We start from the raw sequence: 25,414 nt of genomic DNA on the forward strand, positions 1-25,414 counted from the left end.
TTTCCTGCCCGTGTATACTGAACCCATCTGATAAGAAAGGTGGTGCCCGATATGATGATTTATAACGCTTTTGTCGTGTCGGGGACCCTTGTGCGCCTGTAACGAGCCTGCCAGAAGATAGGGCGGGCCCCTTGCGGCTGTGTCGGCGTCCTCGGAAGGAGGGCGCTTTTTTCGTGCCCGGAATTTGGAAAAGAGAGAAGAATGAGAGAGGAAGTGTTTTTGCCTTCATGGAAACCACCCGAAAATTATCCCGGCGGGAGAAACTGTCTCTCATCGGGAAATATCTGCGCCCCTGCTGGGGGCACTTTGCGGCGGCGCTGCTGTGCGCGTGCCTGGCCATGGTGTTCAACGCCCTGACGCCCCAGATCATCCGCATCACCGTGGACTCCATCCTGGGGCCCGAAACGCCCAAATTGCCCGGATTCCTGATGTCCTGGCTGAACTGGGCGGCCTTGGAGGCCCAGCCCCTGCGGGCCCTGTGGTGGGCCGCTGCCGCCGTCCTGCTGACGGCCCTGCTGCGGGGCGTGTGCAGCTACGGCCAGCGGCTCCAGCTGGCCCGGGGCTCCGAGAGCTACGTCAAGGGCATCCGGGACGATCTGTACCGCCACATCCAGTATCTGCCCTTTGCCTGGCACAAAAATAACCCCACCGGCGATATCATCCAGCGCTGCACCTCCGACGTGGATGTGATCCGCCAGTTCGTGTGCAACCAGCTGGTGGAGGTGGTGCGCACGGTGTTCCTGATCGTGCTGTACCTGTGCATCATGTTCACCATGAACCTGCGCCTGTCCCTGATCTCGGCGCTGTTCATCCCCATTGTGGGCCTGTCCTCCGGTGTGTTCTACAAGAAAATCTCCGGCCGGTTCCAGGCCGCCGACGAGGCGGAGGGCGACCTGACCACCTGCGCCCAGGAGAACCTCACCGCCGTCCGGGTGGTCCGGGCCTTCGGCCGGGAGCGGTATGAGGAGGAGAAGTTCAACGGGAAAAACCAGCGCTTCTCCCAGCTGTGGATCAGATTGGGAAAGCTCCTGTCCGTATACTGGGCCTCCGGCACCCTGCTGACCTGCCTGCAGGTGATGGTCATCGTGGTGGCCGGCGCCTGCGAATGCGTAGCCGGGCGGATGACCCTGGGCTCCTTTGTGGCCTTCGTCACCTATAACGAGGCCCTGGCCTGGCCCGTCCGTTCCCTGGGCCGGGTGCTGTCCGATATGAGCAAGGCCGGGGTGTCCATGGACCGGGTGGGCTATATCCTCAACGCCCGGGAGGAGCGGGACCTGCCCGACGCCGTGGACGCCGTAAACGGCGACATCGTCTTTAACCACGTCAGCTTTGCCTACGACGGCCAGCCGGTGCTGGAGGACGTGTCCTTTACCATTCACCAAGGGGAGACCTTCGCCATCCTGGGGGGCACCGGCTCCGGCAAGAGCACTTTGGTGCACCTGCTGGACCGGCTGTATGACCTGCCGGAGGGCGGCGGCTCCATCACCATCGGCGGGGTGGACATCCGCCGCATGAAGCGGGAATCCCTGCGCCGCCAGATCGGCCTGGTGCTCCAGGAGCCTTTCCTGTTCTCCCAGACCGTGGGGGAAAATATCTGCGCCGTGCGGCCGGACGCCGGGGACGAGGCCATGCGCCGGGCCGCCGCCGTGGCCTGCGTGGACGAGGCCATCTCCGCCTTCCCCCAGGGGTACGATACCGTGGTGGGCGAGCGGGGCGTCACCCTGTCCGGCGGACAGAAGCAGCGGGTGGCCATCGCCCGGATGCTGATGCAGCAGGCCCCCATTATGGTGTTTGACGACTCCCTGTCCGCCGTGGACGCCGAAACCGACGCCAAAATCCGCGCCGCCCTGCGGGACACCCTGCACAGCGCCACGGTGCTGCTGATCTCCCACCGGGTCACCACCCTGATGCAGGCCGACCGCATCCTGGTGCTGGACGGCGGCCGGGTGTCCGCCCTGGGCGCCCACCGGGAGCTGATTGACCGCCCCGGCATTTACCGGGATATTTACGACATCCAGATGCGCAGCGATGACCGCGCGCTGGTGGAGGAAGGAGGGAACGCCTGATGGCTGCCTTCGACGAGAAAGATTATACAAAATCCTTTGACTGGAGCATCTGGAAAAGGCTCACGCCCTTTGTGCGGCCCTTCCGCCGGGACTTTGTGGGGATGCTGGTGTTCAACGGCCTGTGCGCCCTGGTGGACGTGGCCATTCCCCTGTTCCAGCGCTACGCCATCCGGAATTTCATCCAGGCGGACTCCCTCCGGGGCATCGTGCCCTTCTCCCTGGTGTATCTGCTGGTAATTCTTTTACAGGCCCTGTCCGTGGTGGCCTTTGCCCGCAACTCCATGACCATCGAGATGAACATGGGCCGGGATATGCGCCGCTCCCTGTTCCACCATCTCCAGACCCTGTCCTTCTCCTTCTATAACGTGACTCCCGTGGGCTATCTGCTGACCCGGGTCATGAGCGATACCAACCGCATCGCCAGCATGATCGCCTGGAACATGACGGATATCCTCTGGGCCCTGTTCTATGTGCTGGGCACCTTTGCGGCCATGCTGGCCCTGAACTGGCGGCTGGCCCTGGTGGTCATCGTCATCGTGCCTGTCATGGCGGTGCTCACCGGGTATTTCCAGAACCGCATCCTCCGCTGGAACCGGAAGGTCCGGAAGCTGAACTCCCGCATCACCGGCTCCTTCAACGAGGGCATCACCGGCGCCAAAACCACCAAGACCCTGGGCACCGAGGAGCAGACCGTGGCCGCCTTCCGGGACCTGACCCGCCAGATGCACGACGCCGGCATCGGCGCGGCCCGGCTCAACGCGGTGTATATCCCGCTGGTGCTGTTTGCCAGCACCATGGCCGTGGCCATTGTGCTGCTGCGGGGCGGCTATATGGTCTCCGACCACCTGCTGGAGCTGGCCACCCTCTCTACCTTCACCACGTATGCCGTGGGCATTTTCGAGCCCATCCAGATGACCGCCGCCAACATCGCCGAGTTCATCTCCCTGCAGGCCTCCATCGAGCGGGTCATGGACCTGATGGACAAGACCCCCCAGATTCAGGACGCCCCGGAGGTCATCGAGAAGTACGGCGACGCCTTCCACCCCAAGCGGGAGAACTGGGAGCCCATCCGGGGCGAGATCGAGTTCCGGGACGTGACCTTCCGCTATCCCGACGGCGGCGGCAACGTGCTGGAGCACTTCTCCCTGCACATTCCCCAGGGGTCCACCGTGGCCATCGTGGGCGAAACCGGCGCGGGTAAGAGCACCCTGGTGAACCTGGCCTGCCGCTTCTTCGAGCCCACGGAGGGCCAGATCCTCATCGACGGCGTGGACTACCGCCAGCGCAGCCAGCTGTGGCTCCACAGCAGCATCGGCTATGTGCTCCAGGACCCCCACCTGTTTTCCGGCACCGTCCGGGAGAACATCCGCTACGGGAAGCTGGACGCCACCGATGAGCAGGTGGAGGCCGCCGCCCGGGCCGTGTCCGCCGACACGGTGGTGGCCAAGCTGGAAAAGGGCTGGGACAGCGACGTGGGCGAGGGCGGCGGACGGCTCTCCACCGGCGAAAAGCAGCTGATCTCCTTTGCCCGGGCCGTGCTGGCGGACCCCCGCATCTTCGTCCTGGACGAGGCTACCTCCTCCATCGACACCCAGACCGAGCAGCTGATCCAGCAGGCCATCGACCACCTGCTCCAGGACCGCACCTCCTTCCTGATCGCCCACCGGCTCTCCACCATCCGCAAGGCGGACATGATCCTGGTGGTCCGGGACGGCCGCATCGTGGAGCAGGGCACCCATCAGGAGCTGCTGCGCCGCCATGGCTATTACCACGATCTTTACAGCAAGCAGTTCGCCGAGGAATCCGCGGCCCGCATCCTGCAATAATTTCCAGAATATGGAAGCCCCGGCAGCGCCGCTGCCGGGGCTTTTTTCACCCCGTTTTCCGGGAAAGCGCTTCCCATCTGTCCCCCTGTGACGGACAGACTTTCCTTGGCTCCTATCGACCGCTTCCCGCCTGACAGGCGGATGCTCCGTGAAATTTCTGACAAGCGGACTCACCCGTTTGCCAGGATTTTCACATATTTGTCCGCCTATGAAATACAGCCGTTTCCTATACCTGACATTGTTAAAACCTTGACCGCTATTTTTTCATTTTGCTTCCAGTTATTTCCAAAAAAGGTTGCCAAGCCGCCGTCTTTTCGATACAATATCCTGCGAGATAGAGAAGAAGGAACCTGCAGCATGTAATGTGGGACCAAAAATCAAGGAGGTCTTTCATGAAAGTATTAGTCATCAATGCCGGCAGCTCATCCCTGAAGTATCAGCTGCTGGACCCGGAAACCGGCCATCTGCTGGCCAAAGGCCTGTGCGAGCGCATCGGCATTGACGGAAAATTCACCTATAAGCCCCAGGTGGAGGGCAAGGCCGCCGTGTCGGCGGCGGACGTCCCCATGCCCACCCATTCCGAGGCCATCCAGGCGGTGCTGTCCGCCCTGGTGGACCCGGACAACGGCGTCATCTCCTCCATGAAGGAGATCGACGCGGTGGGTCACCGGGTGGTCCACGGCGGCGAGAGCTTCGCCAGCTCCGTCCTCATCACCGACCAGGTGATGCAGGCGGTGGAGGACTGCACCCCCCTGGCGCCTCTGCATAATCCGGCCAACATCATCGGCATCGAGGCCTGCCGGGCCGTCCTGGGCCACGATGTGCCCCAGGTGGCGGTGTTCGACACCGCCTTCCACCAGACCATGCCCGAGCATGCGTATCTGTACTCCATCCCCTATGAGTACTATGAAAACGACAAGATCCGGCGCTACGGCTTCCACGGCACCTCTCACCGCTATGTGTCCCTGCGGGCGGCGGAGATCCTGGGCCGTGACCCGGCGGAGCTGAAGGTGGTGTCCTGCCACCTGGGCAACGGCTCCTCCCTGGCCGCCATCGACGGCGGCCGCTGCGTGGACACCTCCATGGGCCTGACGCCGCTGGCGGGCCTGCCCATGGGCACCCGGGCCGGTGACATGGACGTGGGCGTGGTGGAGTTCATTGCCAACAAGTACGACATGACCATCTCCGAGGCCGTGAACCTGCTGAATAAGAAGTCCGGCATGCTGGGTCTGTCCGGCGTGTCCTCCGACTTCCGGGATCTGGAGCAGGCGGCGGAGAAGGACCATCACCGGGCCACCGTGGCGCTGGAGATCTTCGAGTACCGGGTCCGCAAGATGATCGCCGAGTACGCCGCCGCCATGGGCGGCGTGGACGTGGTGGTGTTCACCGCCGGCGTGGGCGAGAACTCCGCCGAGACCCGTGCCCACATCCTCCAGGGCCTGGAGTTCATGGGCATCACCTGCGATCCGGAGAAGAACCGCTGCCGGGGCAAGGAGCAGATCATCTCCCGGGACGGCGCCCCCGTCACCGTGATGGTGGTCCCCACCAACGAGGAGCTGATGATCGCCCAGGACACCATGGAGCTGGTCCTGGACCAGGAATAAGCCCTATTTATTGACCATTTCGCAAAAAAAACCGGGACGCCGCAGCGTCCCGGTTTTTTAACTTGTCAACAAGTCCAGCCCTGCGCAGCGGGCCGCAGAAGTCTTTACCAGCTCTGGGCCGACAGGATGACCTTCTTATAGCTGCGGCGGAAATAGACGATCTCGGCGGCGCCGGTGATGGTCCAGGAGAAGATATACAGCAGATACAGGGAGGTGATGGTGCCCAGCCAGGCGAACACGGTGTATACCCAGATGACCCGGAACACGCAGGAGCCCAGAATGACGATCACCGTGGGGCCTACGCTTTTGCCGATGCCCCGGGAGGCGGCGATGCTGGCGTCCATCAGCGGGGACACCACATAGGAAAAGCTCATGATCCGCAGCCGCTGCATGCCCGCGTCGATGACCGCCGTCTCGTTGGCAAACAGGTCCAGGAAGCTCCGGCCGAAAAACAGCAGCAGCAGACCGCACACGGCCCCCACCCCGGCGGCGTAGCACATACTCACCAGATAGCTTTTGACGATGCGCTCGGTTTTGCCGGCGCCCCAGTTCCGGCTGACGAAGCTGGCGCAGCCGGTATAGAAGGCCGCCATCATGTTAAACAGCAGGGTGTCGGCGTTGGCGGCGGCGGAGCTGCCGGACACCGTGACGGCGTCGAAGGAGTTCAGGCCCACCTGGACAAACAGGTTGGCCACGGCGAAAATGGCGTTCTGCAGCCCCGTGGGGATGCCGATGGCCAGGACCCGCCGGGCCTCCTGGGGATGGACCCGGAGGCGGCGCAGCTCCAGGCGGCAGGCGTCCTTCCGCCGCAGCAGGTGCAGCACGATCAGCAGGGCCGACAGGCACTGGGCGATGACGCTGGCGATGGCCACGCCCTCGGCGGCCATGTGGCAGCGGATCACAAAGAACAGGTTCAGAACCACGTTCAGCACACCGGCAACGGACAGATACAGCAGAGGCCGCCGGGTGTCGCCCACGGCGCTCATGATGCCGTTGCCGCAGTTGTACACGGCCATGGCCGGCATACTCAGGGCGTATATCTTCAGATACAGCACGGCCCCGTCCATCAGCTCGTCCTTGGTGTGCAGCAGGGCCAGCATGGGCCGGGCCAGCAGAACGCAGATCAGGCACAGCACCACGCCGATGGCGGCGCACAGCACAAAGGACGTGTGAACGGTTTTTTCCACCCGCTGCCTATCCCCCATGCCCAGGCCCCGGGCCACCGCCACGTTGACGCCGCTGCCCATGCCGATCAGCAGTCCCGTGAACAGCGACACCAGCAGCGTGGTGGAGCCCACGGCTCCCAGCGCCCGGTAGTCCGCGAACTTGCCGGCAATGGCCACGTCGCTGAGGTTGAACAGCACCTCCAGCACCTGGGTCAGCATCAGGGGCAGGCTGAACAGCAGCATGTTTTTCCACAGGGAGCCTTCCGTCATGTTGACGGACAGGGCGCTCTTTTTTTGCGTCGCTTCCATGAAACACACCTCTTATCCAAAATATACTGGCACGCAATTGCACAGTATAACACCACAATTTGCACAAAACAACCCCCTCAGACGCCATATTTTCCCCAGAGGAAATGGCACGTCATTGTGCACAATGTTGTGTTCCGGAGGCAGACCCCTCCACCGGCGGAAAAAACCGGGAAAACGGCGACAGATGGATAAAATTTTCACATTCCGGGAGAAAAGTTGCGAAAAGCCCTTGCATTCCACGGGGAAATGTGGTACAGTCCACTTCGACAATTGAATAGGGGCGGCGGGGCCTGTCCGCACTGCCGCCTGACACCATTATTTCTGGCTTGCCGCCAAGGTCGCGGCAAGGAAAAAGGAGAAAGCTATGAAGAAGAAACTATTGGCTCTTTTCCTGGCGCTGGTAATGGTCGGCGCCGTACTCCCGGGATGCGGAGACGGCAGCAAGGACCCCGGCGGACAAGGAAATAACGGCAAAACGGGCGAACCGGTCAAGGGTGGCGAGATCACCGTTGGCATCGCCCAGGACCTGGACGACAGTCTTGACCCCCACCAGACGGTGGCCGCAGGAACCAGAGAGGTCTTGTTCAACATCTTCGAGGGATTGGTGAAGCCCAATTCCGACGGCGAAATGATCCCCGCTGTGGCGGAGAAATACACGCTGTCCGAGGATGGAACCACCTATACCTTCACGCTTCGTGAGGGAGTGAAGTTCCACAACGGCCAGACAGTGACCGCAGAGGATGTTGTATATTCCATCAATCGCTGCGCCGCTGTGCCGGAGGGTCAGGAGAAGCCTCTGGTAGCGGCGTTTTCTGCTGTCAAGAGTGTCGAGGCCCTGGACGAAAAGACCGTTGCCGTTACCATCGCACAGCGGGACCTGGAGTTCATCAGCTATATGACGGCCGCCATCATTCCCGCGGACTATGAAAATCAGGACACGGCTCCGGTGGGCACCGGCCCCTTCAAGTTCGTGTCCCGGACCCCCCAGCAGGACTTCGTCATGGAGCGGTTCGAGGATTACTGGGGCGCCCCGGCGTGGCTGGACAAGGTCACCTATAAAATCTGCGAAAATGCCGACGCTCTGGTGATGAACCTGAACGGCGGGTCCATCGACCTGTGCGCCCACCTGACCTCCGCCCAGGCCTCCCAGCTGAACCAGAACTTCCAGGTGCTGGAGGGCACCATGAACCTGGTGCAGGCCATCTATCTGAACAACCAGGCCAAGCCCTTTGACAACCAGCTGGTGCGCCAGGCCCTGTGCTATGCCATCGACCGGCAGGGCATCATGGACATGGTGGCCGACGGCCACGGCACCGCCGTGGGCAGCAGCATCTATCCCGCATTCACCAAGTATTTCCTGCCGGAGCTGGTGGATAAGTATCCCCACGACGTGGCCAAGGCCAAGGAGCTGCTGGCCCAGGCCGGGTATCCCGACGGCTTCGACATGACCATCTCCGTTCCCAACAACTATCAGCCCCATATGGACACCGCCGAGGTGGTGGCCGAGCAGCTGCGGGAGGCGGGGATCAACGTGACCATCCAGCCGGTGGAATGGAGCACCTGGCTGGACACCATCTATAACGGCCGCCAGTTCCAGGCCACGGTGGTGGGCGTGGACGCCGCCAATATGACCGCCCGGGCCATGCTGGAGCGGTTCACCTCCGACTACGGCAAGAACTTCATCAACTATAATAACCCCGCCTATGACACCCTGTTCCAGCAGGCTATCAACGCCCAGGACGAGGCCACTCAGACGGATCTGTACAAGCAGATGGAGTCCATGCTGGCGGACACCGCCGCCAACGTGTATATCCAGGACCTGTGCGACCTGGTGGCCATGCGGCAGGATCTGGGGGGACTGAAGTTCTATCCCATCTATGTGCTGGACCTGTCCACGGTCTATCTGACCCAGCGGTAACGTTATACTGAATTGAAAGAGGCGATGACCATGAAATACGCGGCCAAGAAAATCGGACTGATGCTGCTGACCATGGTCATCGTCTCTTTTCTGGCGTTTCTGGCGTTCCAGGTGATCCCCGGGGACCCGGCGGTGAAGCTGCTGGGTACCGAGGCCACCCCGGAGCGCATCGCCGCCCTGCGGGCGGAAATGGGACTGGACCGGCCGTTTTTAGAGCGGTATGTCCAGTGGGTGCTGGGGGCCCTGAGGGGGGACTTCGGCACGTCCTACAGCTATAAAATGCCGGTGTCGTCCATGCTGGCGGGGAAGCTGCCGGTGACGGGGCTTCTGACGGGGATGTCCTTTGTGCTGATCCTGGCCTTTTCCATCCCCTTAGGCATTTTCACCGCCCGCCACGCCGGAGGGCGGCTGGACCGGGCCATGACCGCCGTGAACCAGGCGCTGATGGCCATCCCGGCCTTTGTAACGGGCATCCTGCTGACCTATGTGTTCGGCCTGGTGCTGCGGTGGTTCGTGCCGGGAAACTACGTTTCTCCCGGCGACAACTTCGGCGGCAGCCTGTGGTACTTCCTGTTCCCCGCCGTGTCCATCGCCCTGCCCAGGGTGGCCATGACGGTGAAGATGCTGCGCTCGTCCATTCTGTCGGAGCTGCAGAAGGACTATGTCCGCACCTCCCACAGCCGGGGCAACAGCGACCGTTCCACCCTGTACCGCCATGTGCTGCGCAATGCCATGGGGCCGGTGGTGTCGTTTCTGGCCATGACCGTGGCGGACATTGTGGCCGGCTCCGTGGTCATCGAGCAGGTATTTTCCCTGCCGGGGCTGGGCCGGATGCTGCTGACCTCCATCGCCAACCGGGACTATCCCGTGGTGCAGGCGGTGGTGGTGATTGTGGCCTTCTGGGTGGTGCTGGTGAACCTGCTGGCGGACCTGATCAACCAGCGGCTGGACCCCCGGCTGCGGCTGACGTGAGATATCGGGAAAAGAAAGGTGGGAGCGGGCCTTGCTGCTGAACGAAAAAAAGAATCACTATCTGCGGACGGGGCTGATCCTCACCGGATTGATGACGGCCCTGGCCCTGGTGGGCTGCGTGTGGACCCCCTATTCCCCCACGGCCATGTCCGGCAGCGAGAAATTCCTGGCCCCGTGCCTGCGGCACCTGTTCGGCACGGACAACTTCGGCCGGGACATTTTCAGCCGGGTGCTGGCCGGGGCGGGCACCACCTTCTTCATCAGCGCCGCCACCGTGTGCATCGGCGCGGCGGCGGGCACCCTGGTGGGGGCCTTTACCGGCTATTTCGGCGGCTGGCTGGACGAGGCGCTGATGCGCGTCAACGACGCGGTGACGGCGTTTCCCAGCATCCTGCTGGCGCTGGTGTTCATCTCGCTGCTGGGGTTCGGCAAGTACAACGTGATTTTAGCCCTGGGCGTCGCCTTTGTGCCCAGCTATGCCCGGGTGATCCGCAGCGAATTTGCCCGGCACCGGGAGATGAACTATGTCAAAAGCGCCCGGCTCATGGGAGCGGGGCATCTGCGCATTATGTTTCTGCATATTCTGCCCAACACCCGGCAGGTGCTCCTGCCGACGCTGGTGATCGGGTTTAACAACGCCGTACTGGCGGAGGCCAGCATGAGCTATCTGGGCATCGGCGTGAAGCCCCCGGACGTGTCCCTGGGGTACATGCTGTCGGAGTCCCAGAGCTATATGGCCAGGGCCCCCTGGTATATGCTGACGGTGGGCGGCGTGATCGTGCTGCTGATTTTAGGCGTCAGCCTGCTGGGCGAGGGGCTCCAGCAAAAGGAATGGGGGAGGTGACGGTATGCTGGAGATCCGGGATCTGCACGTGCAGTTTCACGGGGCGGACCACGAGGCGGTGCGGGGCATCGACCTGACGGTGGGCGACGGCGAGATCGTGGGCCTGGTGGGTGAATCCGGCAGCGGCAAAACCGTCACGGCCATGATGATCTCCGGTCTGCTGCGGCCGGAGCAGGCGGCCTTCCGGGGCCAGATTCTGCTGGACGGGCGGGACCTGCTGACCAGCAGCGGCGACACCCTGCGCAGCATCCAGGGCCGGGACATCTGCGTGGTGTTCCAGGAGCCCATGAGCGCCATGGACCCCACCATGCGCATCGGGCCCCAGGTGGAGGAGTGCCTGCGGGTGCACACGGACCTGCCGCCGGGAAAGCGGCGGGAGCTGGCCCTGCAGGCCCTGCGGGACGTGGACCTGCCGGAGGCGGAGGAGGTATACCGGAAGTATCCCCACGAGCTGTCCGGCGGTATGCTGCAGCGGGCCATGATCGCGGCGGCCATCCTGCCCCGGCCGAAACTGCTGCTGGCGGACGAGCCCACCACGGCCCTGGACGTGACCATCCAGGCCCAGATACTGGAACTGCTGCGGCGGCTGAACCGGGAGCGGGGCATGTCCATTCTGTTTATTTCCCACAACCTGGCGGTGGTGCGGAAGCTGTGCACCCGGGTGGCGGTGATGGAGAAGGGACACATCGTGGAGTCCGGCCCGGTGGATCAGATATTCTTCCACCCCCAGGCCCCCTATACCCAGCGGCTGATCGCCGCCATTCCCACAAGGAGGAAGCTATGAGCCAGGACCTTGTTCTGCAGGTCCGTGACCTGAACGTATGGTACCGGCCCTCCGGCACCATCGGCCGCAGAAAGCGCCGGCAGGTGCTCCATGACGTGAGCTTTGACCTGCACCGGGGGGAGATTCTGGGCCTGGTGGGGGAGTCCGGCAGCGGAAAGACCACCCTGGCCCGGACCATTCTGGGCTTTGTGCCGGACTATACCGGCACGGTGACCCACTTCACCAAGCGGCCCCAGATGGTGTTCCAGGACCCGGCCAGCAGCCTGAACCCCAGCCGCACCGTGGGCTGGATTCTGGCCGAGCCTCTGCGCATTTACGGGAAGTACGGCAAGGAGGAGATCGCCCGCCGGGTGGAGCGGACCATGGAGCTGGTGGGCCTGGACCCGGAGTGCCGGGACCGGCTGCCCCATCAGCTGTCCGGCGGACAGCGGCAGCGGGTGTGCATCGGGGCGGCCCTGATCGTGCATCCCCAGCTGATTGTGGCCGACGAGGCCGTGTCGGCCCTGGACGTGACCATCCAGGCCCAGATTTTGCAGCTGATCGCCCGGCTGCGCCGGGAACTGGGCATTTCGTATCTGTTTATCTCCCACGACCTCAACGTGGTTTACGAGATCTGCGACCGGTGCCTGGTGATGCACCAGGGGCGCATCGTGGAGCAGGGGCCGGTGGAGGAGCTATTTGACCATCCGAAGGAGGAATATACCCGCCGGCTGCTGGCAGCGGCGGAGTGAGCGCATATGACCGAAGAACGGAGACAGAAATTACTGCAATCATCCCAGGGCCCCGGGGCGGAGCCCTTCAGTCAGTATAATCATATGAAGGTCACCGCCGTGGACGACGGCACGGCCACGGTGGAGCTGGAGCTGCAGCCGGACAGCCTGAACTGCTGGGGCACCCCCCACGGCGGCGTGCTGTTTACCATGGCCGATGTGGCGGCGGGGATGGCCCTGCTGACCCTGCGGCAGGAGGTGACCTTCACGGTGTCCTCCAGCATCGAATACCTGTCCGCCGCGCCGGGAACCGGGAAGCTCACCGCCGTGGGCACCGTGGAGAAGATGGGCGGGCACATGGGCTTCAGCCGCACGGACATCCGGGACGAGAGCGGCAAGCTCGTCGCGGCATTGCGGACGGTGATGTATCTGACGGGCCGCCCGCTGGAGCTATGAGAGCCTTTTTCCGGCGGCACCGGGGGCTGCACATCTGGCTTCCGTCGGTGTGCGGGGTGCTGGCCCTGTACTTTGCCCTGCGGCCGGTGCCGGGGCTGATGACCCGGTTCAGCCGGGGGATCATCATGCCCCTGGAGCGGGCGGTGGCGGCGGTGTGCTACCGGGCGTCCTTCTCCGTGGCAGAGCTGCTGTATGCCATAGCGGCGGGAGTGGTTCTGCTGTGGATGGGGGCCACCGTCCGGCGGCTGATCACGGAAAAGGGCCGCCGGGGGCGGATAGTGTACCGATTCGCCCTGACCGCCGTGTGCACTGTGCTGACGGTGTATGCCGGGTTCAGCCTGCTGTGGGGCGTCAACTACTACGCCGAGTCCTTTCAGGAGCAGTCCGGCGTATATGCCCGGGAGTCCACACCGGAGGAGCTGGCCCGGGTGACGGAGTATTTCGCCCGGCAGCTGGCCGGCTGCGCCGATCAGATACAGCGGGACGAAAACGGCCTGTTTGCCGAAAGCCGGGCGGACATCTTTGCTGACAGCGTGCGGGTGTTCGACGGGATATACGAGGAGTTTCCGTGCCTGGTGATGGAGGACCATGTGCCCAAGGGAGTGCGGTTTTCCACGGCCCTCAGCGCCATGGACTTCACGGGGTTTTACTTCCCCTTTACCGGGGAGGCCAACCTGAACATCGACAGCCCCGCCTGCTATCTGCCCAGCACCATTGCCCATGAGATGGCCCATCAGCGGGGCATTGCATCGGAGCAGGAGTGCAATTTCATCGCCATTGCCGCCTCCACCACGGCGCAGAGCCCGGCGTATCGCTACTCCGGGTGGCTGATGGGGTTCACCTACCTCTCCAACGCCCTGTACCGGGCGGATCAGGAGGCCTGGAAGCAGGTGCGGGTGCTGCTGCCGGACACGGTGGTGGCGGACCTGCGGGACAACTCCGCCTATTGGGCGGAATTTGAGGGTCCGGTGAACGACGCGGCCCAGAAGGTGTACGACTCCTTCCTGAAAAGCAGCGGCGAGTCCCGGGGGACCCAGAGCTACGGCACCGTGGTGGACATGCTGATGGCGTATTATGGATAAGTCAAAAAAGGCGCTGCCCTTTTAGTGACGGGGACTGTTCCGGTGGGACGGTCCCCGTTTTTTTGACGAAAATGCCAATTTCCTGGTGACAACCCGCCGCCTATCCCGTATAATAGACCCCACAGGCCCTCCGGGGCCTGGATAGGGAAATATAGGGAAAACGGAAGGAGAAGCCACATGACAGACATTCAGATCGCCCAGCAGGCCGCGCCCCTGCCCATCGGCGATATTGCCGCCGCCTGCGGCATCGACCCCCAGTATCTGGAGCAGTACGGCCGGTATAAGGCCAAGATCGACTACCGCCTGCTGCGGGACCGGGCGGACCGGCCCGACGGCAAGCTGATCCTGGTCACCGCCATCACCCCCACCCCCGCCGGGGAGGGGAAAACCACCACCACCGTGGGCCTTACCGACGGCCTGCGGAAAATCGGCAAAAACGCCGTGGCCGCCCTGCGGGAGCCGTCCCTGGGGCCGGTGTTCGGCGTGAAGGGCGGGGCCGCCGGAGGCGGCTATGCCCAGGTGATCCCCATGGAGGACATCAACCTCCACTTCACCGGGGATTTCCACGCCATCGGGGCGGCCAACAACCTGCTGGCCGCTCTGCTGGACAACCACATCCAGCAGGGCAACGCCCTGGGCATCGACTGCAAGCAGATCGTGTGGAAGCGCTGCGTGGACATGAACGACCGCCAGCTCCGCCACGTTATCGACGGCCTGGGAGGCCGGATGCAGGGGGTGCCCCGGGAGGACGGGTTCGACATCACCGTGGCCAGCGAGGTCATGGCCGTGCTGTGCCTGGCCAGCGATATTCCGGATCTGAAGGCCCGGCTGGGCCGGATGATCGTGGCCTATACCTTTGACGGGCGGCCGGTGACGGCCCACGATCTCAAGGCGGAGGGGGCCATGACGGCCCTGCTGAAGGATGCGCTGAAGCCCAACCTGGTGCAGACGTTGGAGCACTCCCCTGCCCTGATCCACGGCGGGCCCTTTGCAAACATCGCCCACGGGTGCAACAGCGTCACCGCCACCCGGATGGCCCTGAAATTGGGGGACTATGCCGTTACCGAGGCGGGCTTTGCCGCCGACCTGGGGGCGGAGAAGTTTTTCGACATCAAGTGCCGCCTGTCCGGCCTGCGGCCCTCCGCCGTGGTGATCGTGGCCACGGTGCGGGCGCTGAAATACCACGGCGGCGTGCCCAAGGCGGAGCTGAACCGGGAGAATCTGTCCGCCCTGGAAAAGGGTCTGCCCAACCTGCTGCACCATGTGGGCACCATCCGCAACACCTTCCACCTGCCCTGCGTGGTGGCCATCAACGCCTTCCCCACGGACACGGCGGAGGAGCTTCGGCTGGTGCAGGAGCGGTGCCGGGAGCTGGGAGTCAACGCCGTGCTGTCGGAGGTCTGGGCCAAGGGCGGCGAGGGAGGCCGGGACCTGGCCCGGGAGGTGGTGCGCCTGTGCGATCAGCCCCGGCTGGAGGAGTTCACCTTCGCCTATCCCGACAACACCTCCCTGATCTATAAGCTCAACTCCATTGTGGGCCGGGTGTACGGCGGCAGCCAGGCGGTGCTGACCCCCGCCGCCCAGAAGCAGCTGAAGCGGCTGACGGAGCTGGGCTTCGGCGACCTGCCGGTGTGCATGGCCAAGACCCAGTATTCCCTGTCCGACGACCCGGCCCTGCCGGGGGCCCCCAGGGACTTCACCGTCACCGTCCGCAGTCTGAAGGTCAGCGCCGGAGCGGGGTTCATCGTGGCCTATACCGGGGACATCATGACCATGCCGGGCCTGCCCCGGGTCCCGGCGGCGGAGAACATCGACGTGGACGAAAACGGCGTCATCACCGGGCTGTTCTGAGAGGATACATGTAGAAGAAAGCGCACCCCCGGCGGAATCCGCCGGGGGTGCGTGTTGTTTTCAATTTTTAGGCGTTTTCCGCGATATAGCGGGCCACATACACGCCGCTGGCGCTGGCGTGGGACAGGGAGTGGGTCACGCCGCTGCCGTCGCCGATGACGAACAGGCCCGGGTGGCAGGTCTGGAGGTTCTTGTCCAGCTGCACCTCCATGTTATAGAACTTCACCTCCACGCCGTAGAGCAGGGTGTCGTCGTTGGCGGTGCCCGGGGCAATCTTATCCAGGGCATAGATCATCTCGATGATGCCGTCCAGGATGCGCTTGGGCATCACCAGGCTCAGGTCGCCGGGAGTAGCGGACAGGGTGGGGGTCACGAAGCTCTCCTCAATGCGCTTGGGGGTGGACCGCTGGCCCCGGATCAGGTCGCCGAAGCGCTGGATGATGACGCCGCCGCCCAGCATATTGGACAGCCGGGCGATGCTCTCGCCGTAGCCGTTGGAATCCTTGAAGGGCTCGGAGAAGTGCTTGGCCACCAGCAGGGCGAAGTTGGTGTTCTCGGTGTGCATGGCCGGGTCCTCATAGCTGTGGCCGTTGACGGTGACGATGCCGTTGGTGTTCTCGTTGACCACCGCGCCCTTGGGGTTCATGCAGAAGGTGCGCACCCGGTCCTGGAACTTCTCGGTGCGGTAGACGATCTTGCTTTCATACAGCTCGTCGGTCAGGTGGGCGAACACCTCATAGGGCAGCTCCACCCGGACACCGATGTCCACCCGGTTGGACCTGGTGGCGATGTCCAGCTCTCGGCACACCTGCTCCATCCACTTGCTGCCGCTGCGGCCCACGGAGATGACGCAGTAGCGGCCGTCGTAGCTGCCCTTGTCCGTCACCACCCGGTAGCCGCCGTCGGTGCGCTCCACGGACTGCACCGGCGTGTCGAAGTAGATGTCCATCCTGTCCTTCAGCCGGTTATACAGGTGCTCCAGCACCACCAGGTTCTTATCCGTGCCCAGGTGGCGCACGGAGGCGTCCAGCAGGTGCAGGTCGTTCTCCAGGCACAGCTTCTTGATGGGCGTCGCGCCGGTGGAGTACAGGTGGGTGCCCTCACCGCCGTTTGCCACGTTGATTTCGTCCACATATTCCATCAGCTCCAGGGCCTGCTTTTTGCCGATATACTCGTGCAGGGTGCCGCCGAACTGGTTGGTGATGTTGTATTTGCCGTCGGAAAAGGCCCCGGCGCCGCCGAAGCCGTTCATAATGGCGCAGGTGGGGCACTTGACGCAGGACTTCACCTTCACGCCGTCAATGGGACAGTGCCGCCGGGCCAGGGCATGGCCCGCCTCAAACAGGGCGATCTTCAGGTCCGGCCGCTTCTCCAGCAGCTCATAGGCGGAGTAGATTCCGCCGGGGCCTCCGCCCACGATCAGCACATCATACTGCATAGTCATTTCCTCCTGATTCACATAATCATACGCATATAATATACCACCAGCCGCCCGGTGAAACAAACAACTTTTCCTTATGTCTGCCATTTCCTTGTATCTTACCCCCCGTTATGGTACAATAACCCCAAAACGTATAAGGAGGGGCCGCCTATGAGCCGCGCCGATGAAATATTTCAGCAGAACTGCCGGGACATCCTGGAAAACGGGGTGTGGGACACAGACCAGAACGTCCGCCCCCACTGGGAGGACGGTACTCCGGCCCACACGGTGAAGAAATTCGGCATCGTCAACCGCTACGACCTGCGGCAGGAGTTTCCCATTCTCACCATCCGCCGCACCTATTTCAAAACCTGCATCGACGAGCTTCTGTGGATCTGGCAGAAGAAGTCCAACAACATCCACGACCTGCGGGGCCACATCTGGGACAGCTGGGCCGACGAAAACGGCTCCATCGGCAAAGCCTACGGCTATCAGCTGGGGGTGAAGCACCAATACCCGGAGGGGGCGTTTGACCAGGTGGACCGGGTGCTGTATGACCTGCGGCACAACCCTGCCTCCCGGCGGATCATGACCAATCTGTATAACTTCCAGGACCTGCACGAGATGGCCCTGTACCCCTGCGCCTATTCCGTGACCTTCAACGTGTCGGGCCGGACCCTGAACGCCATTCTGAACCAGCGCAGCCAGGATATGCTGACGGCCAACAACTGGAACGTGGCCCAGTATGCCGTGCTGGTGCATATGATGGCCCAGGCCTCCGGCCTGGAGGCCGGGGAGCTGGTCCACGTCATCGCCGACGCCCACATCTATGACCGGCACGTCCCCCTGGTGCGGCAGCTGCTGGAGCGGCAGGGCCGCCCGGCCCCGGCCTTCGTCATGGACCCGGAGGTGACGGATTTCTATCGCTTCACCAGGGACAGCTTCCGGCTGGAGGGGTACGACCCCCTGCCCTTTGACGAAAAGATCCCCGTGGCCATCTGATTTTCCCCGCCCCACAGGCTTTTTTCTTGACCGAAAATGGCCTGTGGGGTATAATAGTCTTAACGCAAATTCGGAGGCGATGGGATGAAAAAAATCGTTCACAAACCGGCTGCGCCGCTGTATGCGGCGGCGGCTGCATGGGTGCTGTATGCCCTGCTGTTCCCCCTGTACCGGCCGGGGCACTTTGTCATAGCCCTGGCGGCCTCCGCCGTGGTATACGGCATCGCCCGGCTGTTCTGCAAGGATATTGTGGAGGAGGTGCCCCAGGAGCCGGAGACCACCGGCAATCCGGAGCTGGACCAGATGATCGCCCAGGGAAAGGGCGCTCTGGACGAGATGCGCCGCCTGAACGACAGCATCCAGGACGCGGCCATCAGCGCCCAGATTGAACGGCTTTCCCAGGTGTCCGACAAGATTTTTCAGCAGGTGCAGAAGGATCCCTCCCAGCTGCCCCAGATCCGCAAGTTCATGAGCTACTATCTGCCCACCACCCTGAAGCTGCTGCGGGCCTATGACGACATGAGCCGCCAGGGCGTTCAGGGGGAGAACATCACCGGCACCATGGAGCGGGTGCGGGGCATGATGAGCACCATCGTCACCGCCTTCGAGCGGCAGCTGGACAGCCTGTTCGGCGACCAGGCCCTGGATATCTCCACGGATATCACGGTGCTGGACAACATGATGGCCCGGGAGGGCCTCAGCGACGATCCCATTCACCGCACCCAGGCAAAGCCTGACGACGGCCCCCAGGACGACGGGATCCAATTGGAGCTTTAAGACACCATTACTCATAAAGGAAGGACGATTACCATGACCGATAACATGACCCCCCAGCTGACCCTGGACCCCACCGCCGCTGCCGCCGAGGCAGTGCCCACTCTGACCCTGACTCCGGAAGCCCCGGAGGCCCCCCAGGTGGAGGAGGAAAAGAAAATTGAGCCCGTGGAGATGGACGAAAAGCTGCTGACCGACGCGGAAAAGAAGGCGGTGGAGGATTTCTCCCACAAGATCGACATCCGGGACACCAACATGATTTTGCAGTACGGCGCGGCGGCCCAGAAGAGCGTGGCGGGCTTCTCCGAAAACGCCCTGAACAGCGTCCGCAACAAGGACCTGGGCGAGATCGGCAAGGACCTGAGCCAGCTGGTGGTGGAGCTGAAGGGCTTCGGCGAGGAGGAGGAAAAGAAGGGCCTGGCGGGCCTATTCAGAAGGACCGGCAACCGGCTGGAGACCATGAAGGCCCAGTACGGCAAGGTGGAGGCCAACGTGGACAAAATCGCCCAGAGCCTGGAGCAGCACCAGATCACCCTGCTGAAGGATGTGGCCATGTTTGACCAGATGTATGAGCTGAACCTGAAGTATTACAAGGAACTGACCATGTACATTCTGGCCGGGAAGAAGCGGCTGGCGGAGGTGCGGTCCACGGAGCTGGAGGAGCTGCGCAAAAAGGCGGAGCAGTCCGGCCTGGCGGAGGACGCCCAGGCCTATAACGACCTGGTGAACCTGTGCAACCGGTTTGAAAAGAAGCTCCACGACCTGGAGCTGACCCGGATGGTGTCCGTGCAGATGGGGCCCCAGACCCGCCTGCTGCAGAACAATGACACCCAGATGATCGAGAAGATCCAGTCCTCCCTGGTGAACACCATTCCCCTGTGGAAGAGCCAGATGGTGCTGGCCCTGGGCATGGAGCACAGCCGTCAGGCCACCGCCGCCCAAAACGCCGTCACCGAGATGACCAACCAGCTCCTGCGCAAGAACGCCGACACCCTGAAGATGGGCACCATCGCCACCGCCAAGGAGGCCGAGCGCTCCATCGTGGACATCGAGACCCTGCAGCACACCAACCAGCAGCTGATCTCCACCCTGGACGAGGTGATGAACATCCAGAAGGAGGGGGCCGAGAAGCGCAAGGCCGCCGAGGTGGAGCTGGGCCGCATCGAGGGCGAGCTGAAGCAGAAGCTGCTGGAGCTCCGGGGCTGATGCCCGCACACAGACTTTCCCCGAAAGGACCGGTGGCGTCACCATGAAATTCTATCAAAAACGGGGCTTTGCGCTGGTGGTGCTGATCCTGGCCATCATCGGCTCCGGCGTTTACGGCATCAGCAAAAAGCCCGCCGCCCTGCCGGAGGTGTCCTATTACAACTGGATCTGCGACGAGGCGGGCCTGCTGGACCAGGAGACCCGGCAGACCATCCAGGACTATAACACCGCCTGGAACAAGCAATATTACGCCGTGGTGGCGGTGGCCGCCGTGGACGATATCCGGGGCTGGTCCAGCGAGGACTACGCCAGGGAGCTGGGGGCCAGGTGGGGCCTGGGAGCCAACGATATGCTGCTGCTCCTGGTCAAAGGCGGCGACTGGTATGTGGCCTGCGGCGACAACCTGGCGGACCTGATGACCGACACCCAGCAGACCCGGCTGAAAACCGCCCTGGACACCCCCTACTATGCCGGGGATTATTCCCAGGCAGCGGTGGATTTCTTCCGCCAATCCGACGTGGTCCTGGCCCAGACCCTGGGCCGCTCAAGTACCGGCGGTCAGTCCCCGGCTCCGGGCCAGCGCTGGCAGGAGCCTGCCGGCGCCTCCGGCGTCAGCATCGCCGGTGTGGTGCTGCTGATCGTGTGCATTTTCGTGGTTTGGGCGCTGCTGGACCGCATGCGCTACAACCGCTATCGCCGGCGTCCGGCTATGATGGGCGGGACGGTGTACTATCCCATTTTCTGGGGCCGTCGGCCCCGGGCGCCCCGTCCGCCCCGTCCGCCCCGTCCCCCTCGGGGTCCCGGCGGTCCCATGGGTGGACCCATGGGCGGCGGTCCCCGTCCGCCCCGGCCCACACCGCCCCGTCCGCCCCGGTCTAACGGGCCCCGGCCCGGCGGCAGCTTCGGCGGCGGGTCCAGGTCCGGGGGCTTCGGCAATCGCGGCGGCTTTGGCGGCGGCGGACGCTCCTCCGGCGGCAGCCGGGGCGGCGGCTTCGGCGGCAAGGGCGGCTTCGGCGGCGGACGCCGCTGAGATCCATCCCCGACAATCCAATAAAAATCGCACCTCAGGGGTCCCGGATATCCGGGACCCCTGAGGTGCTTAAAGGAAGAAAGATGAAAGAAGAAAGAGAGAGTAAAAGGGAAATGCGAAATATATCCAGTGATGCTTCCGAAGAAGCCGTCACGCTGCCTTAATTACCCCGGCCGCCGTTGCCCCGGCCGAAGAAGTAGTCATACAGGTCGCCGTAGGAATCCTGCTGACCCTGGTTCTGGTTGGAGGAATCGTCCTCGGTGCCGGTGGTCTGAGGCTGCTCGTCGAAGGTCAGGCTCAGGGTGATCTCCTGGCCGCCGCGCCACACGGTAAGGGTGACGGTGTCGCCGGCCTTGAAGCCCTTCTTGGCCATGGACAGGTCGCTCATGGAGGTGATCTCCGTGTCGTTGAGCTTGGTGATGACGTCGCCCAGCTGCAGGCCTGCCTTTTCACCGGCGCCGCCCTTTTCCACGGCGTAGACGAACACGCCCTGGGTCACGTTGATGTTGTACTGGGCAGCCATCTGCTCGGTCATACTGCCGGCCTTGATGGCCATGTAGGCCTTATCGGTGACCTGGCCGTTTTCCATGATGTCGGTGATGATGGTCTGGACATCGCTGATGGGGATGGCAAAGCCGATGCCCTCCACCGTGGTGTTGGAATAGCTGGAATACTTGGCGGACACAATGCCCACTACCTCGCCGTACAGGTTCATCAGGGGGCCGCCGGAGTTGCCGGGGTTGATGGAGGCGTCCACCTGGATCATGTTGAAGGGGGTGCCGTCCACGTTGATGGCCCGGTCGCAGCAGGACACGATGCCCTGGCTCATGGAGAAGGTCAGCTCGCCCAGGGGATTGCCGATGGCCATCACCGTGTCGCCCACGTTGACGTCGGCGCTCTTGCCCAGGGTCACGGCCTGGAGGCCGGTGGCCTCGATCTTCAGCACGGCCACATCATAGTCGCTGTCGCCGCCCACTACAGTGGCGGGATAGGTATCGCCGTTATACAGGGTGACGTTGACGCTGCTGGCGCCGGACACCACGTGCTGGTTGGTGACGATATAGCCGTCCTGGGTGATGACGAAGCCGCTGCCGGAGGAGGCGGACTCCACCTTCTGGCCGAAGATGTTGGTGGACACGGCGGAGCAGTTGATGGATACCACGCTGTTCACCGTGGAGGCGTACACCTCGGCGGGGGTCATCAGGGTCTGGCCGTCCACGGATTTGACGCTGACGGCGGAAGCCGTGCGGCCGGACTCCTGAATGGTGGCCTTGCCGCCCCGGCGGGCCAGAGACGCGCCGCCGAAGCCGCACAGGCCGCCGATCAGGGCGCAGCACAGAACCAGAGCCGTGACCTTGGTGCCGGTCTTTTTCCAGAAGGAGCCCTTTTCCGGCTTGGGGGGCTGGGGGTCATCCTGGCAGGCGCCGGTGGTGTAGGCCACAGGCTCCTCCGGGGAGACCGGATCCTCCGGCCGGGACGCCGGCTGCCAGCTGGTCTGGCTGGGGTCGGGCTGTCCGGGCTGGGGCTCCCGGTCCTTGGAATAACTGTAATGATACAGGCTGTTTTCATCGTTGAAAGCGCCCTGATTGTTCTCGTCGTTGACACCGCTATACATAACTGTGAACCTCCTATTGTCGGGCGGGGCGGAATGTGGTATGATGTGGTATCATGCTCCGCCGCCGCTGTGGTTTTCCTTTCGATGGTTTATAGTATACGCGGAAACCTTAAGCGAAGCTTTAAGAAACGGCGGAAAAATTTGAACATTCTATGAAGAAAGGGGGCGGAAGCCCATGGTCAGGATCGAGGGGCTGAAGCTGGCTCCGGGGCAGGATGAGCAGCTGCTGCGGGGCAAGGCCGCCCGGCTGCTGCGGGTGCCGGAGGGGGACATTCTGTCCCTTCAGGTGCTGCGCCGGGCCATCGACGCCCGGGAGGAGCTGCACTTTGTCTATACGGCGGCGGTGACCCTGCGGCAGGAGAAGGCCGTACTGCGGCGGATCCGGGACCGGCGGGTAACGCCGTATACGCCGGAGGTATACCGGCTGCCGGAGGCCCTGGCGGCCCCCGAGACGCCGCCGGTGGTCATCGGGGCCGGGCCGGGGGGCCTGTTCGCGGCCCTTGTTCTGGCCCGGTGCGGCCTGCGGCCCATCGTGCTGGAGCGGGGACAGGACGCCGTGACCCGGCAGCGGGACGTGACGTCCTTCTGGCGCACCGGGGTGCTGGATCCGGAGTCCAACGTACAGTTCGGCGAGGGCGGCGCCGGGGCCTTTTCCGACGGAAAGCTGAACACCGGCACCCGGGACCGGCGGCACCGGTGGATTTTGGAGCAATTGGTATCCTGCGGCGCGCCGGAGAGCATCCTGGTGGACGCCAAGCCCCATGTGGGCACGGATATGCTCCATGTGACCCTGGTGAACCTGCGGCGGCAGCTGCTGGACCTGGGGGCCCAGGTGCGGTTCGGGCACCGGGTCACGGGACTGCGGGTCCGGGACGGGGCCCTGGAGGGGCTGGAGGTTACAGGGCCGGAGGGGCCGTATGTGCTGCCTGCCCGGCATGCGGTGCTGGCCCTGGGCCACAGCGCAAGGGATACCTTTGAAATGCTGCACCAGGCCGGAGTGCGGATGGAGCAGAAGCCCTTTGCCGTGGGAGTGCGGATCGAGCACCGGCAATCGGACATGGACGCGGCCCAGTACCGGAGGTTTGCCGGGCACCCGTGCCTGCCCGCCGCCGGCTATAAGCTGTCGTGCCACCCGGAAAACGGGCGCAGCGCCTTCTCCTTCTGCGTCTGCCCGGGAGGGCAGGTGGTGGCCGCCGCGTCGGAGCAGGGCCGGGTGGTGACCAACGGCATGAGCGAATATGCCCGGGACCGGGAGAACATCAACGGCGGCCTGCTGGTGAACGTGACCCCGGCGGACTTCGGCAGCAGCCATCCCCTGGCGGGCATTGCCTTCCAGCGGCGGCTGGAGGAGGCGGCCTTCCGCCTGGGCGGCGGAGGCTATGCGGCTCCCTGCCAGCGGGTGGAGGATTTTCTGGCCGGGCGGCCCTCCACGGGGCCGGGACGGGTGATCCCCAGCTATCGGCCCGGGGTCCGGTGGACGGACCTGCGGCAGTGTCTGCCGGAGTTCGTGTGGCAGACTATGGCCCTGGCGCTGCCGATGCTGGATGGAAAGGTCCGGGGCTATGCCCAGGGGGACGCCGTGCTGACGGCAGTGGAGACCCGGTCGTCGTCGCCGGTGCGGATCATACGAGACAACAGCGGTCAGTGCAATGTCCGGGGGCTGTACCCCTGCGGCGAGGGAGCGGGCTATGCCGGAGGCATCCTGTCCGCCGCCGCCGACGGCATGCGCTGCGCGGAAAAAATATGGGAGGTATACGGCAAATGAGAAAAATCGCGGTGATGGAGGACTTCCTGACGCCGGAGCGCCGGAAAAAGGTGCTGGATACGGCGGAAAAGTGCGGCTTTGCGGTGGATTTTTACGGGCGGGGCGCGGCCCCGGCCCAGGGTCTGGAGCAGTATGAGATCATCTATGGCTGGTGCAATCCCCAGGACCTGAAGCGGGCCACGGGGCTGAAGTGGTACTGCTGCGGCTTCGCCGGGGTGGACCAGCTGTCCGACGACAGCCTGTACGCCAGCCCCGACGTGGTGCTGTCCAACTCCTCCGGAGCCTACGGCCTCACCATCAGCGAGCACATCCTCATGGTGACGCTGATGCTGCTGCGGCGGATGCCGGAGTTCCAGGACATCGTCCGGCGGCGGGAATGGGTGTCGGAGCTGCCTATGCGGTCCATTTACGGCAGCCGCATCACGGTGCTGGGAGCCGGGGACATCGGCACCAATTTCGCCCGGCGGGCCAAGGCCCTGGGAGCGGGGCACATCTGCGGCGTGTCCCGCAGCGGCCGGAACCCGGACCCCGCCTATGACCGGATGCTGCCCCAGGAGCAGCTGGACCAGGTGCTGCCGGAGACGGAGATCCTGGTGATGGCTCTGCCGTCGGTGGCGGACACCGTGGGCATCCTCAGCCGGGAGCGCATCGCCCTGCTGCCCCGGGACGCCATTGTGGTGAACGTGGGCCGGGGCACCGCCATCGACCAGGAGGCCCTGATGGAGGCCCTGAACGCCGGGCGCATCGCCGGGGCGGCCCTGGACGTGGTGGTGCCGGAGCCGCTGCCCAGGGAGCACCCCCTGTGGAGTACCCGGAACCTGCTGCTGACGCCCCACATTTCGGGGAATATGTCCTTGGGCTACACCTGCGACATCAACGTGGACATGTTCTGCCGGGATCTGGAAAACTACGCCGCCGGCCGTCCCCTGGAGCACCGGGTGGACCGGAAGCGGGGCTATTAAAAGCTTGTCCAAAAAGGCTTGCAAGCTGAGCAGGGCCGCCCGGAAGGGCGGC

20 protein-coding genes are annotated in these 25,414 nt (G+C 63.8%); 17 read left to right on the plus strand and 3 right to left on the minus strand.

What is annotated here, in order from left to right:
* The first annotated feature begins 227 nt into the window (after positions 1–227).
* The 3 genes from LKD37_RS08770 to LKD37_RS08780 all read left to right on the plus strand — a co-directional run bounded on the left by LKD37_RS08770 (position 228) and on the right by LKD37_RS08780 (position 5,496).
* Entirely contained in the window at positions 228–2,066 is a 1,839-nt protein-coding gene (locus tag LKD37_RS08770; protein ID WP_302928876.1) for an ABC transporter ATP-binding protein, read from the plus strand.
* Positions 2,066–3,892: an ABC transporter ATP-binding protein gene (locus LKD37_RS08775; protein ID WP_302928877.1), complete on the plus strand. Its 1,827-nt coding sequence runs from the start codon at positions 2,066–2,068 to the stop codon at positions 3,890–3,892. The genes LKD37_RS08770 and LKD37_RS08775 overlap by 1 nt, the downstream gene beginning before the upstream one ends.
* Positions 3,893–4,284: 392 nt before the next feature.
* The gene (locus tag LKD37_RS08780; RefSeq protein ID WP_302928878.1) at positions 4,285–5,496 is read left to right on the plus strand and encodes an acetate/propionate family kinase; all 1,212 of its coding nucleotides are present in this window, start codon (positions 4,285–4,287) and stop codon (positions 5,494–5,496) included.
* Positions 5,497–5,600: 104 nt separating this feature from the next.
* Here the strand turns inward: LKD37_RS08780 and LKD37_RS08785 are convergent, their stop codons facing one another.
* Positions 5,601–6,971, minus strand: coding sequence for an MATE family efflux transporter (locus LKD37_RS08785; protein ID WP_302928879.1), 1,371 nt, complete (start codon positions 6,969–6,971; stop codon positions 5,601–5,603).
* 364 nt (positions 6,972–7,335) lie between these two features.
* On the opposite strand from LKD37_RS08785, the gene LKD37_RS08790 reads away from it, so the two are divergent.
* The 8 genes from LKD37_RS08790 to LKD37_RS08825 all read left to right on the plus strand — a co-directional run bounded on the left by LKD37_RS08790 (position 7,336) and on the right by LKD37_RS08825 (position 15,588).
* Positions 7,336–8,889, plus strand: coding sequence for an ABC transporter substrate-binding protein (locus LKD37_RS08790; protein WP_302928880.1), 1,554 nt, complete (start codon positions 7,336–7,338; stop codon positions 8,887–8,889).
* Between the two features lie 30 nt (positions 8,890–8,919).
* The gene (locus LKD37_RS08795) at positions 8,920–9,861 is read left to right on the plus strand and encodes an ABC transporter permease (protein WP_302928881.1); all 942 of its coding nucleotides are present in this window, start codon (positions 8,920–8,922) and stop codon (positions 9,859–9,861) included.
* A gap of 31 nt (positions 9,862–9,892) precedes the next feature.
* Complete coding sequence (locus tag LKD37_RS08800; RefSeq protein WP_349048773.1) at positions 9,893–10,705, plus strand: ABC transporter permease; 813 nt, start codon at positions 9,893–9,895, stop codon at positions 10,703–10,705.
* A 4-nt stretch (positions 10,706–10,709) separates the two neighbouring features.
* Positions 10,710–11,489, plus strand: coding sequence for an ABC transporter ATP-binding protein (locus tag LKD37_RS08805; protein ID WP_302928882.1), 780 nt, complete (start codon positions 10,710–10,712; stop codon positions 11,487–11,489).
* Positions 11,486–12,220: an ABC transporter ATP-binding protein gene (locus LKD37_RS08810; protein ID WP_302928883.1), complete on the plus strand. Its 735-nt coding sequence runs from the start codon at positions 11,486–11,488 to the stop codon at positions 12,218–12,220. The genes LKD37_RS08805 and LKD37_RS08810 overlap by 4 nt, the downstream gene beginning before the upstream one ends.
* A gap of 6 nt (positions 12,221–12,226) precedes the next feature.
* Positions 12,227–12,655 (plus strand): PaaI family thioesterase, encoded by a 429-nt coding sequence (locus LKD37_RS08815; protein WP_302928884.1) that lies wholly within the window; start codon positions 12,227–12,229, stop codon positions 12,653–12,655.
* Positions 12,652–13,737 (plus strand): DUF3810 domain-containing protein, encoded by a 1,086-nt coding sequence (locus LKD37_RS08820; RefSeq protein ID WP_302928885.1) that lies wholly within the window; start codon positions 12,652–12,654, stop codon positions 13,735–13,737. Before LKD37_RS08815 ends, LKD37_RS08820 begins: the two co-directional genes overlap by 4 nt.
* A 177-nt stretch (positions 13,738–13,914) precedes the next feature.
* Complete coding sequence (locus tag LKD37_RS08825) at positions 13,915–15,588, plus strand: formate--tetrahydrofolate ligase (protein ID WP_302928886.1); 1,674 nt, start codon at positions 13,915–13,917, stop codon at positions 15,586–15,588.
* A 67-nt stretch (positions 15,589–15,655) separates the two neighbouring features.
* Here the strand turns inward: LKD37_RS08825 and LKD37_RS08830 are convergent, their stop codons facing one another.
* Positions 15,656–17,026 (minus strand): NAD(P)/FAD-dependent oxidoreductase, encoded by a 1,371-nt coding sequence (locus LKD37_RS08830; protein ID WP_302928887.1) that lies wholly within the window; start codon positions 17,024–17,026, stop codon positions 15,656–15,658.
* Between the two features lie 153 nt (positions 17,027–17,179).
* Between LKD37_RS08830 and thyA the strand changes: the two genes are divergently transcribed.
* The 4 genes from thyA (at position 17,180) to LKD37_RS08850 (ending at position 21,020) form a co-directional block, all read left to right on the plus strand.
* A complete protein-coding gene (gene thyA, locus LKD37_RS08835) occupies positions 17,180–18,010 on the plus strand; it encodes a thymidylate synthase (protein WP_302928888.1) in 831 nt (276 codons plus the stop codon).
* 84 nt (positions 18,011–18,094) lie between these two features.
* A complete protein-coding gene (locus LKD37_RS08840; protein ID WP_302928889.1) occupies positions 18,095–18,787 on the plus strand; it encodes a 5-bromo-4-chloroindolyl phosphate hydrolysis family protein in 693 nt (230 codons plus the stop codon).
* A 33-nt stretch (positions 18,788–18,820) separates the two neighbouring features.
* Positions 18,821–19,990, plus strand: a complete 1,170-nt coding sequence (locus LKD37_RS08845) for a toxic anion resistance protein (RefSeq protein ID WP_302928890.1) — start codon at positions 18,821–18,823, stop codon at positions 19,988–19,990.
* Positions 19,991–20,033: 43 nt separating this feature from the next.
* Complete coding sequence (locus LKD37_RS08850) at positions 20,034–21,020, plus strand: TPM domain-containing protein (protein WP_302928892.1); 987 nt, start codon at positions 20,034–20,036, stop codon at positions 21,018–21,020.
* 160 nt (positions 21,021–21,180) lie between these two features.
* Here LKD37_RS08850 and LKD37_RS08855 read toward each other — a convergent pair whose 3' ends face one another.
* Positions 21,181–22,635, minus strand: a complete 1,455-nt coding sequence (locus tag LKD37_RS08855) for a S1C family serine protease (RefSeq protein WP_302928893.1) — start codon at positions 22,633–22,635, stop codon at positions 21,181–21,183.
* Between the two features lie 175 nt (positions 22,636–22,810).
* Between LKD37_RS08855 and LKD37_RS08860 the strand changes: the two genes are divergently transcribed.
* On the plus strand, positions 22,811–24,400 hold the full coding sequence (locus LKD37_RS08860) for an NAD(P)/FAD-dependent oxidoreductase (protein WP_302928895.1): 1,590 nt from the start codon (positions 22,811–22,813) through the stop codon (positions 24,398–24,400).
* The gene (locus LKD37_RS08865) at positions 24,397–25,362 is read left to right on the plus strand and encodes a D-2-hydroxyacid dehydrogenase (RefSeq protein WP_302928896.1); all 966 of its coding nucleotides are present in this window, start codon (positions 24,397–24,399) and stop codon (positions 25,360–25,362) included. The genes LKD37_RS08860 and LKD37_RS08865 overlap by 4 nt, the downstream gene beginning before the upstream one ends.
* Positions 25,363–25,414 lie beyond the last annotated feature (52 nt).

The organism is Brotocaccenecus cirricatena (assembly GCF_020687045.1).
Lineage (GTDB): Bacteria > Bacillota > Clostridia > Oscillospirales > Oscillospiraceae > Vescimonas > Vescimonas cirricatena.

Coding starts and splice junctions, on each gene's coding strand:
- LKD37_RS08845 (WP_302928890.1), top strand. CDS start 18,821: ATGACCGATAACATGACCCCCCAGCTGACCCTGGACCCCACCGCCGCT.
- LKD37_RS08820 (WP_302928885.1), top strand. CDS start 12,652: ATGAGAGCCTTTTTCCGGCGGCACCGGGGGCTGCACATCTGGCTTCCG.
- LKD37_RS08865 (WP_302928896.1), top strand. CDS start 24,397: ATGAGAAAAATCGCGGTGATGGAGGACTTCCTGACGCCGGAGCGCCGG.
- LKD37_RS08830 (WP_302928887.1), bottom strand. CDS start 17,026: ATGCAGTATGATGTGCTGATCGTGGGCGGAGGCCCCGGCGGAATCTAC.
- LKD37_RS08850 (WP_302928892.1), top strand. CDS start 20,034: ATGAAATTCTATCAAAAACGGGGCTTTGCGCTGGTGGTGCTGATCCTG.
- thyA (WP_302928888.1), top strand. CDS start 17,180: ATGAGCCGCGCCGATGAAATATTTCAGCAGAACTGCCGGGACATCCTG.
- LKD37_RS08805 (WP_302928882.1), top strand. CDS start 10,710: ATGCTGGAGATCCGGGATCTGCACGTGCAGTTTCACGGGGCGGACCAC.
- LKD37_RS08795 (WP_302928881.1), top strand. CDS start 8,920: ATGAAATACGCGGCCAAGAAAATCGGACTGATGCTGCTGACCATGGTC.
- LKD37_RS08815 (WP_302928884.1), top strand. CDS start 12,227: ATGACCGAAGAACGGAGACAGAAATTACTGCAATCATCCCAGGGCCCC.
- LKD37_RS08825 (WP_302928886.1), top strand. CDS start 13,915: ATGACAGACATTCAGATCGCCCAGCAGGCCGCGCCCCTGCCCATCGGC.
- LKD37_RS08770 (WP_302928876.1), top strand. CDS start 228: ATGGAAACCACCCGAAAATTATCCCGGCGGGAGAAACTGTCTCTCATC.
- LKD37_RS08775 (WP_302928877.1), top strand. CDS start 2,066: ATGGCTGCCTTCGACGAGAAAGATTATACAAAATCCTTTGACTGGAGC.
- LKD37_RS08790 (WP_302928880.1), top strand. CDS start 7,336: ATGAAGAAGAAACTATTGGCTCTTTTCCTGGCGCTGGTAATGGTCGGC.
- LKD37_RS08785 (WP_302928879.1), bottom strand. CDS start 6,971: ATGGAAGCGACGCAAAAAAAGAGCGCCCTGTCCGTCAACATGACGGAA.
- LKD37_RS08840 (WP_302928889.1), top strand. CDS start 18,095: ATGAAAAAAATCGTTCACAAACCGGCTGCGCCGCTGTATGCGGCGGCG.
- LKD37_RS08855 (WP_302928893.1), bottom strand. CDS start 22,635: ATGTATAGCGGTGTCAACGACGAGAACAATCAGGGCGCTTTCAACGAT.
- LKD37_RS08810 (WP_302928883.1), top strand. CDS start 11,486: ATGAGCCAGGACCTTGTTCTGCAGGTCCGTGACCTGAACGTATGGTAC.
- LKD37_RS08780 (WP_302928878.1), top strand. CDS start 4,285: ATGAAAGTATTAGTCATCAATGCCGGCAGCTCATCCCTGAAGTATCAG.
- LKD37_RS08860 (WP_302928895.1), top strand. CDS start 22,811: ATGGTCAGGATCGAGGGGCTGAAGCTGGCTCCGGGGCAGGATGAGCAG.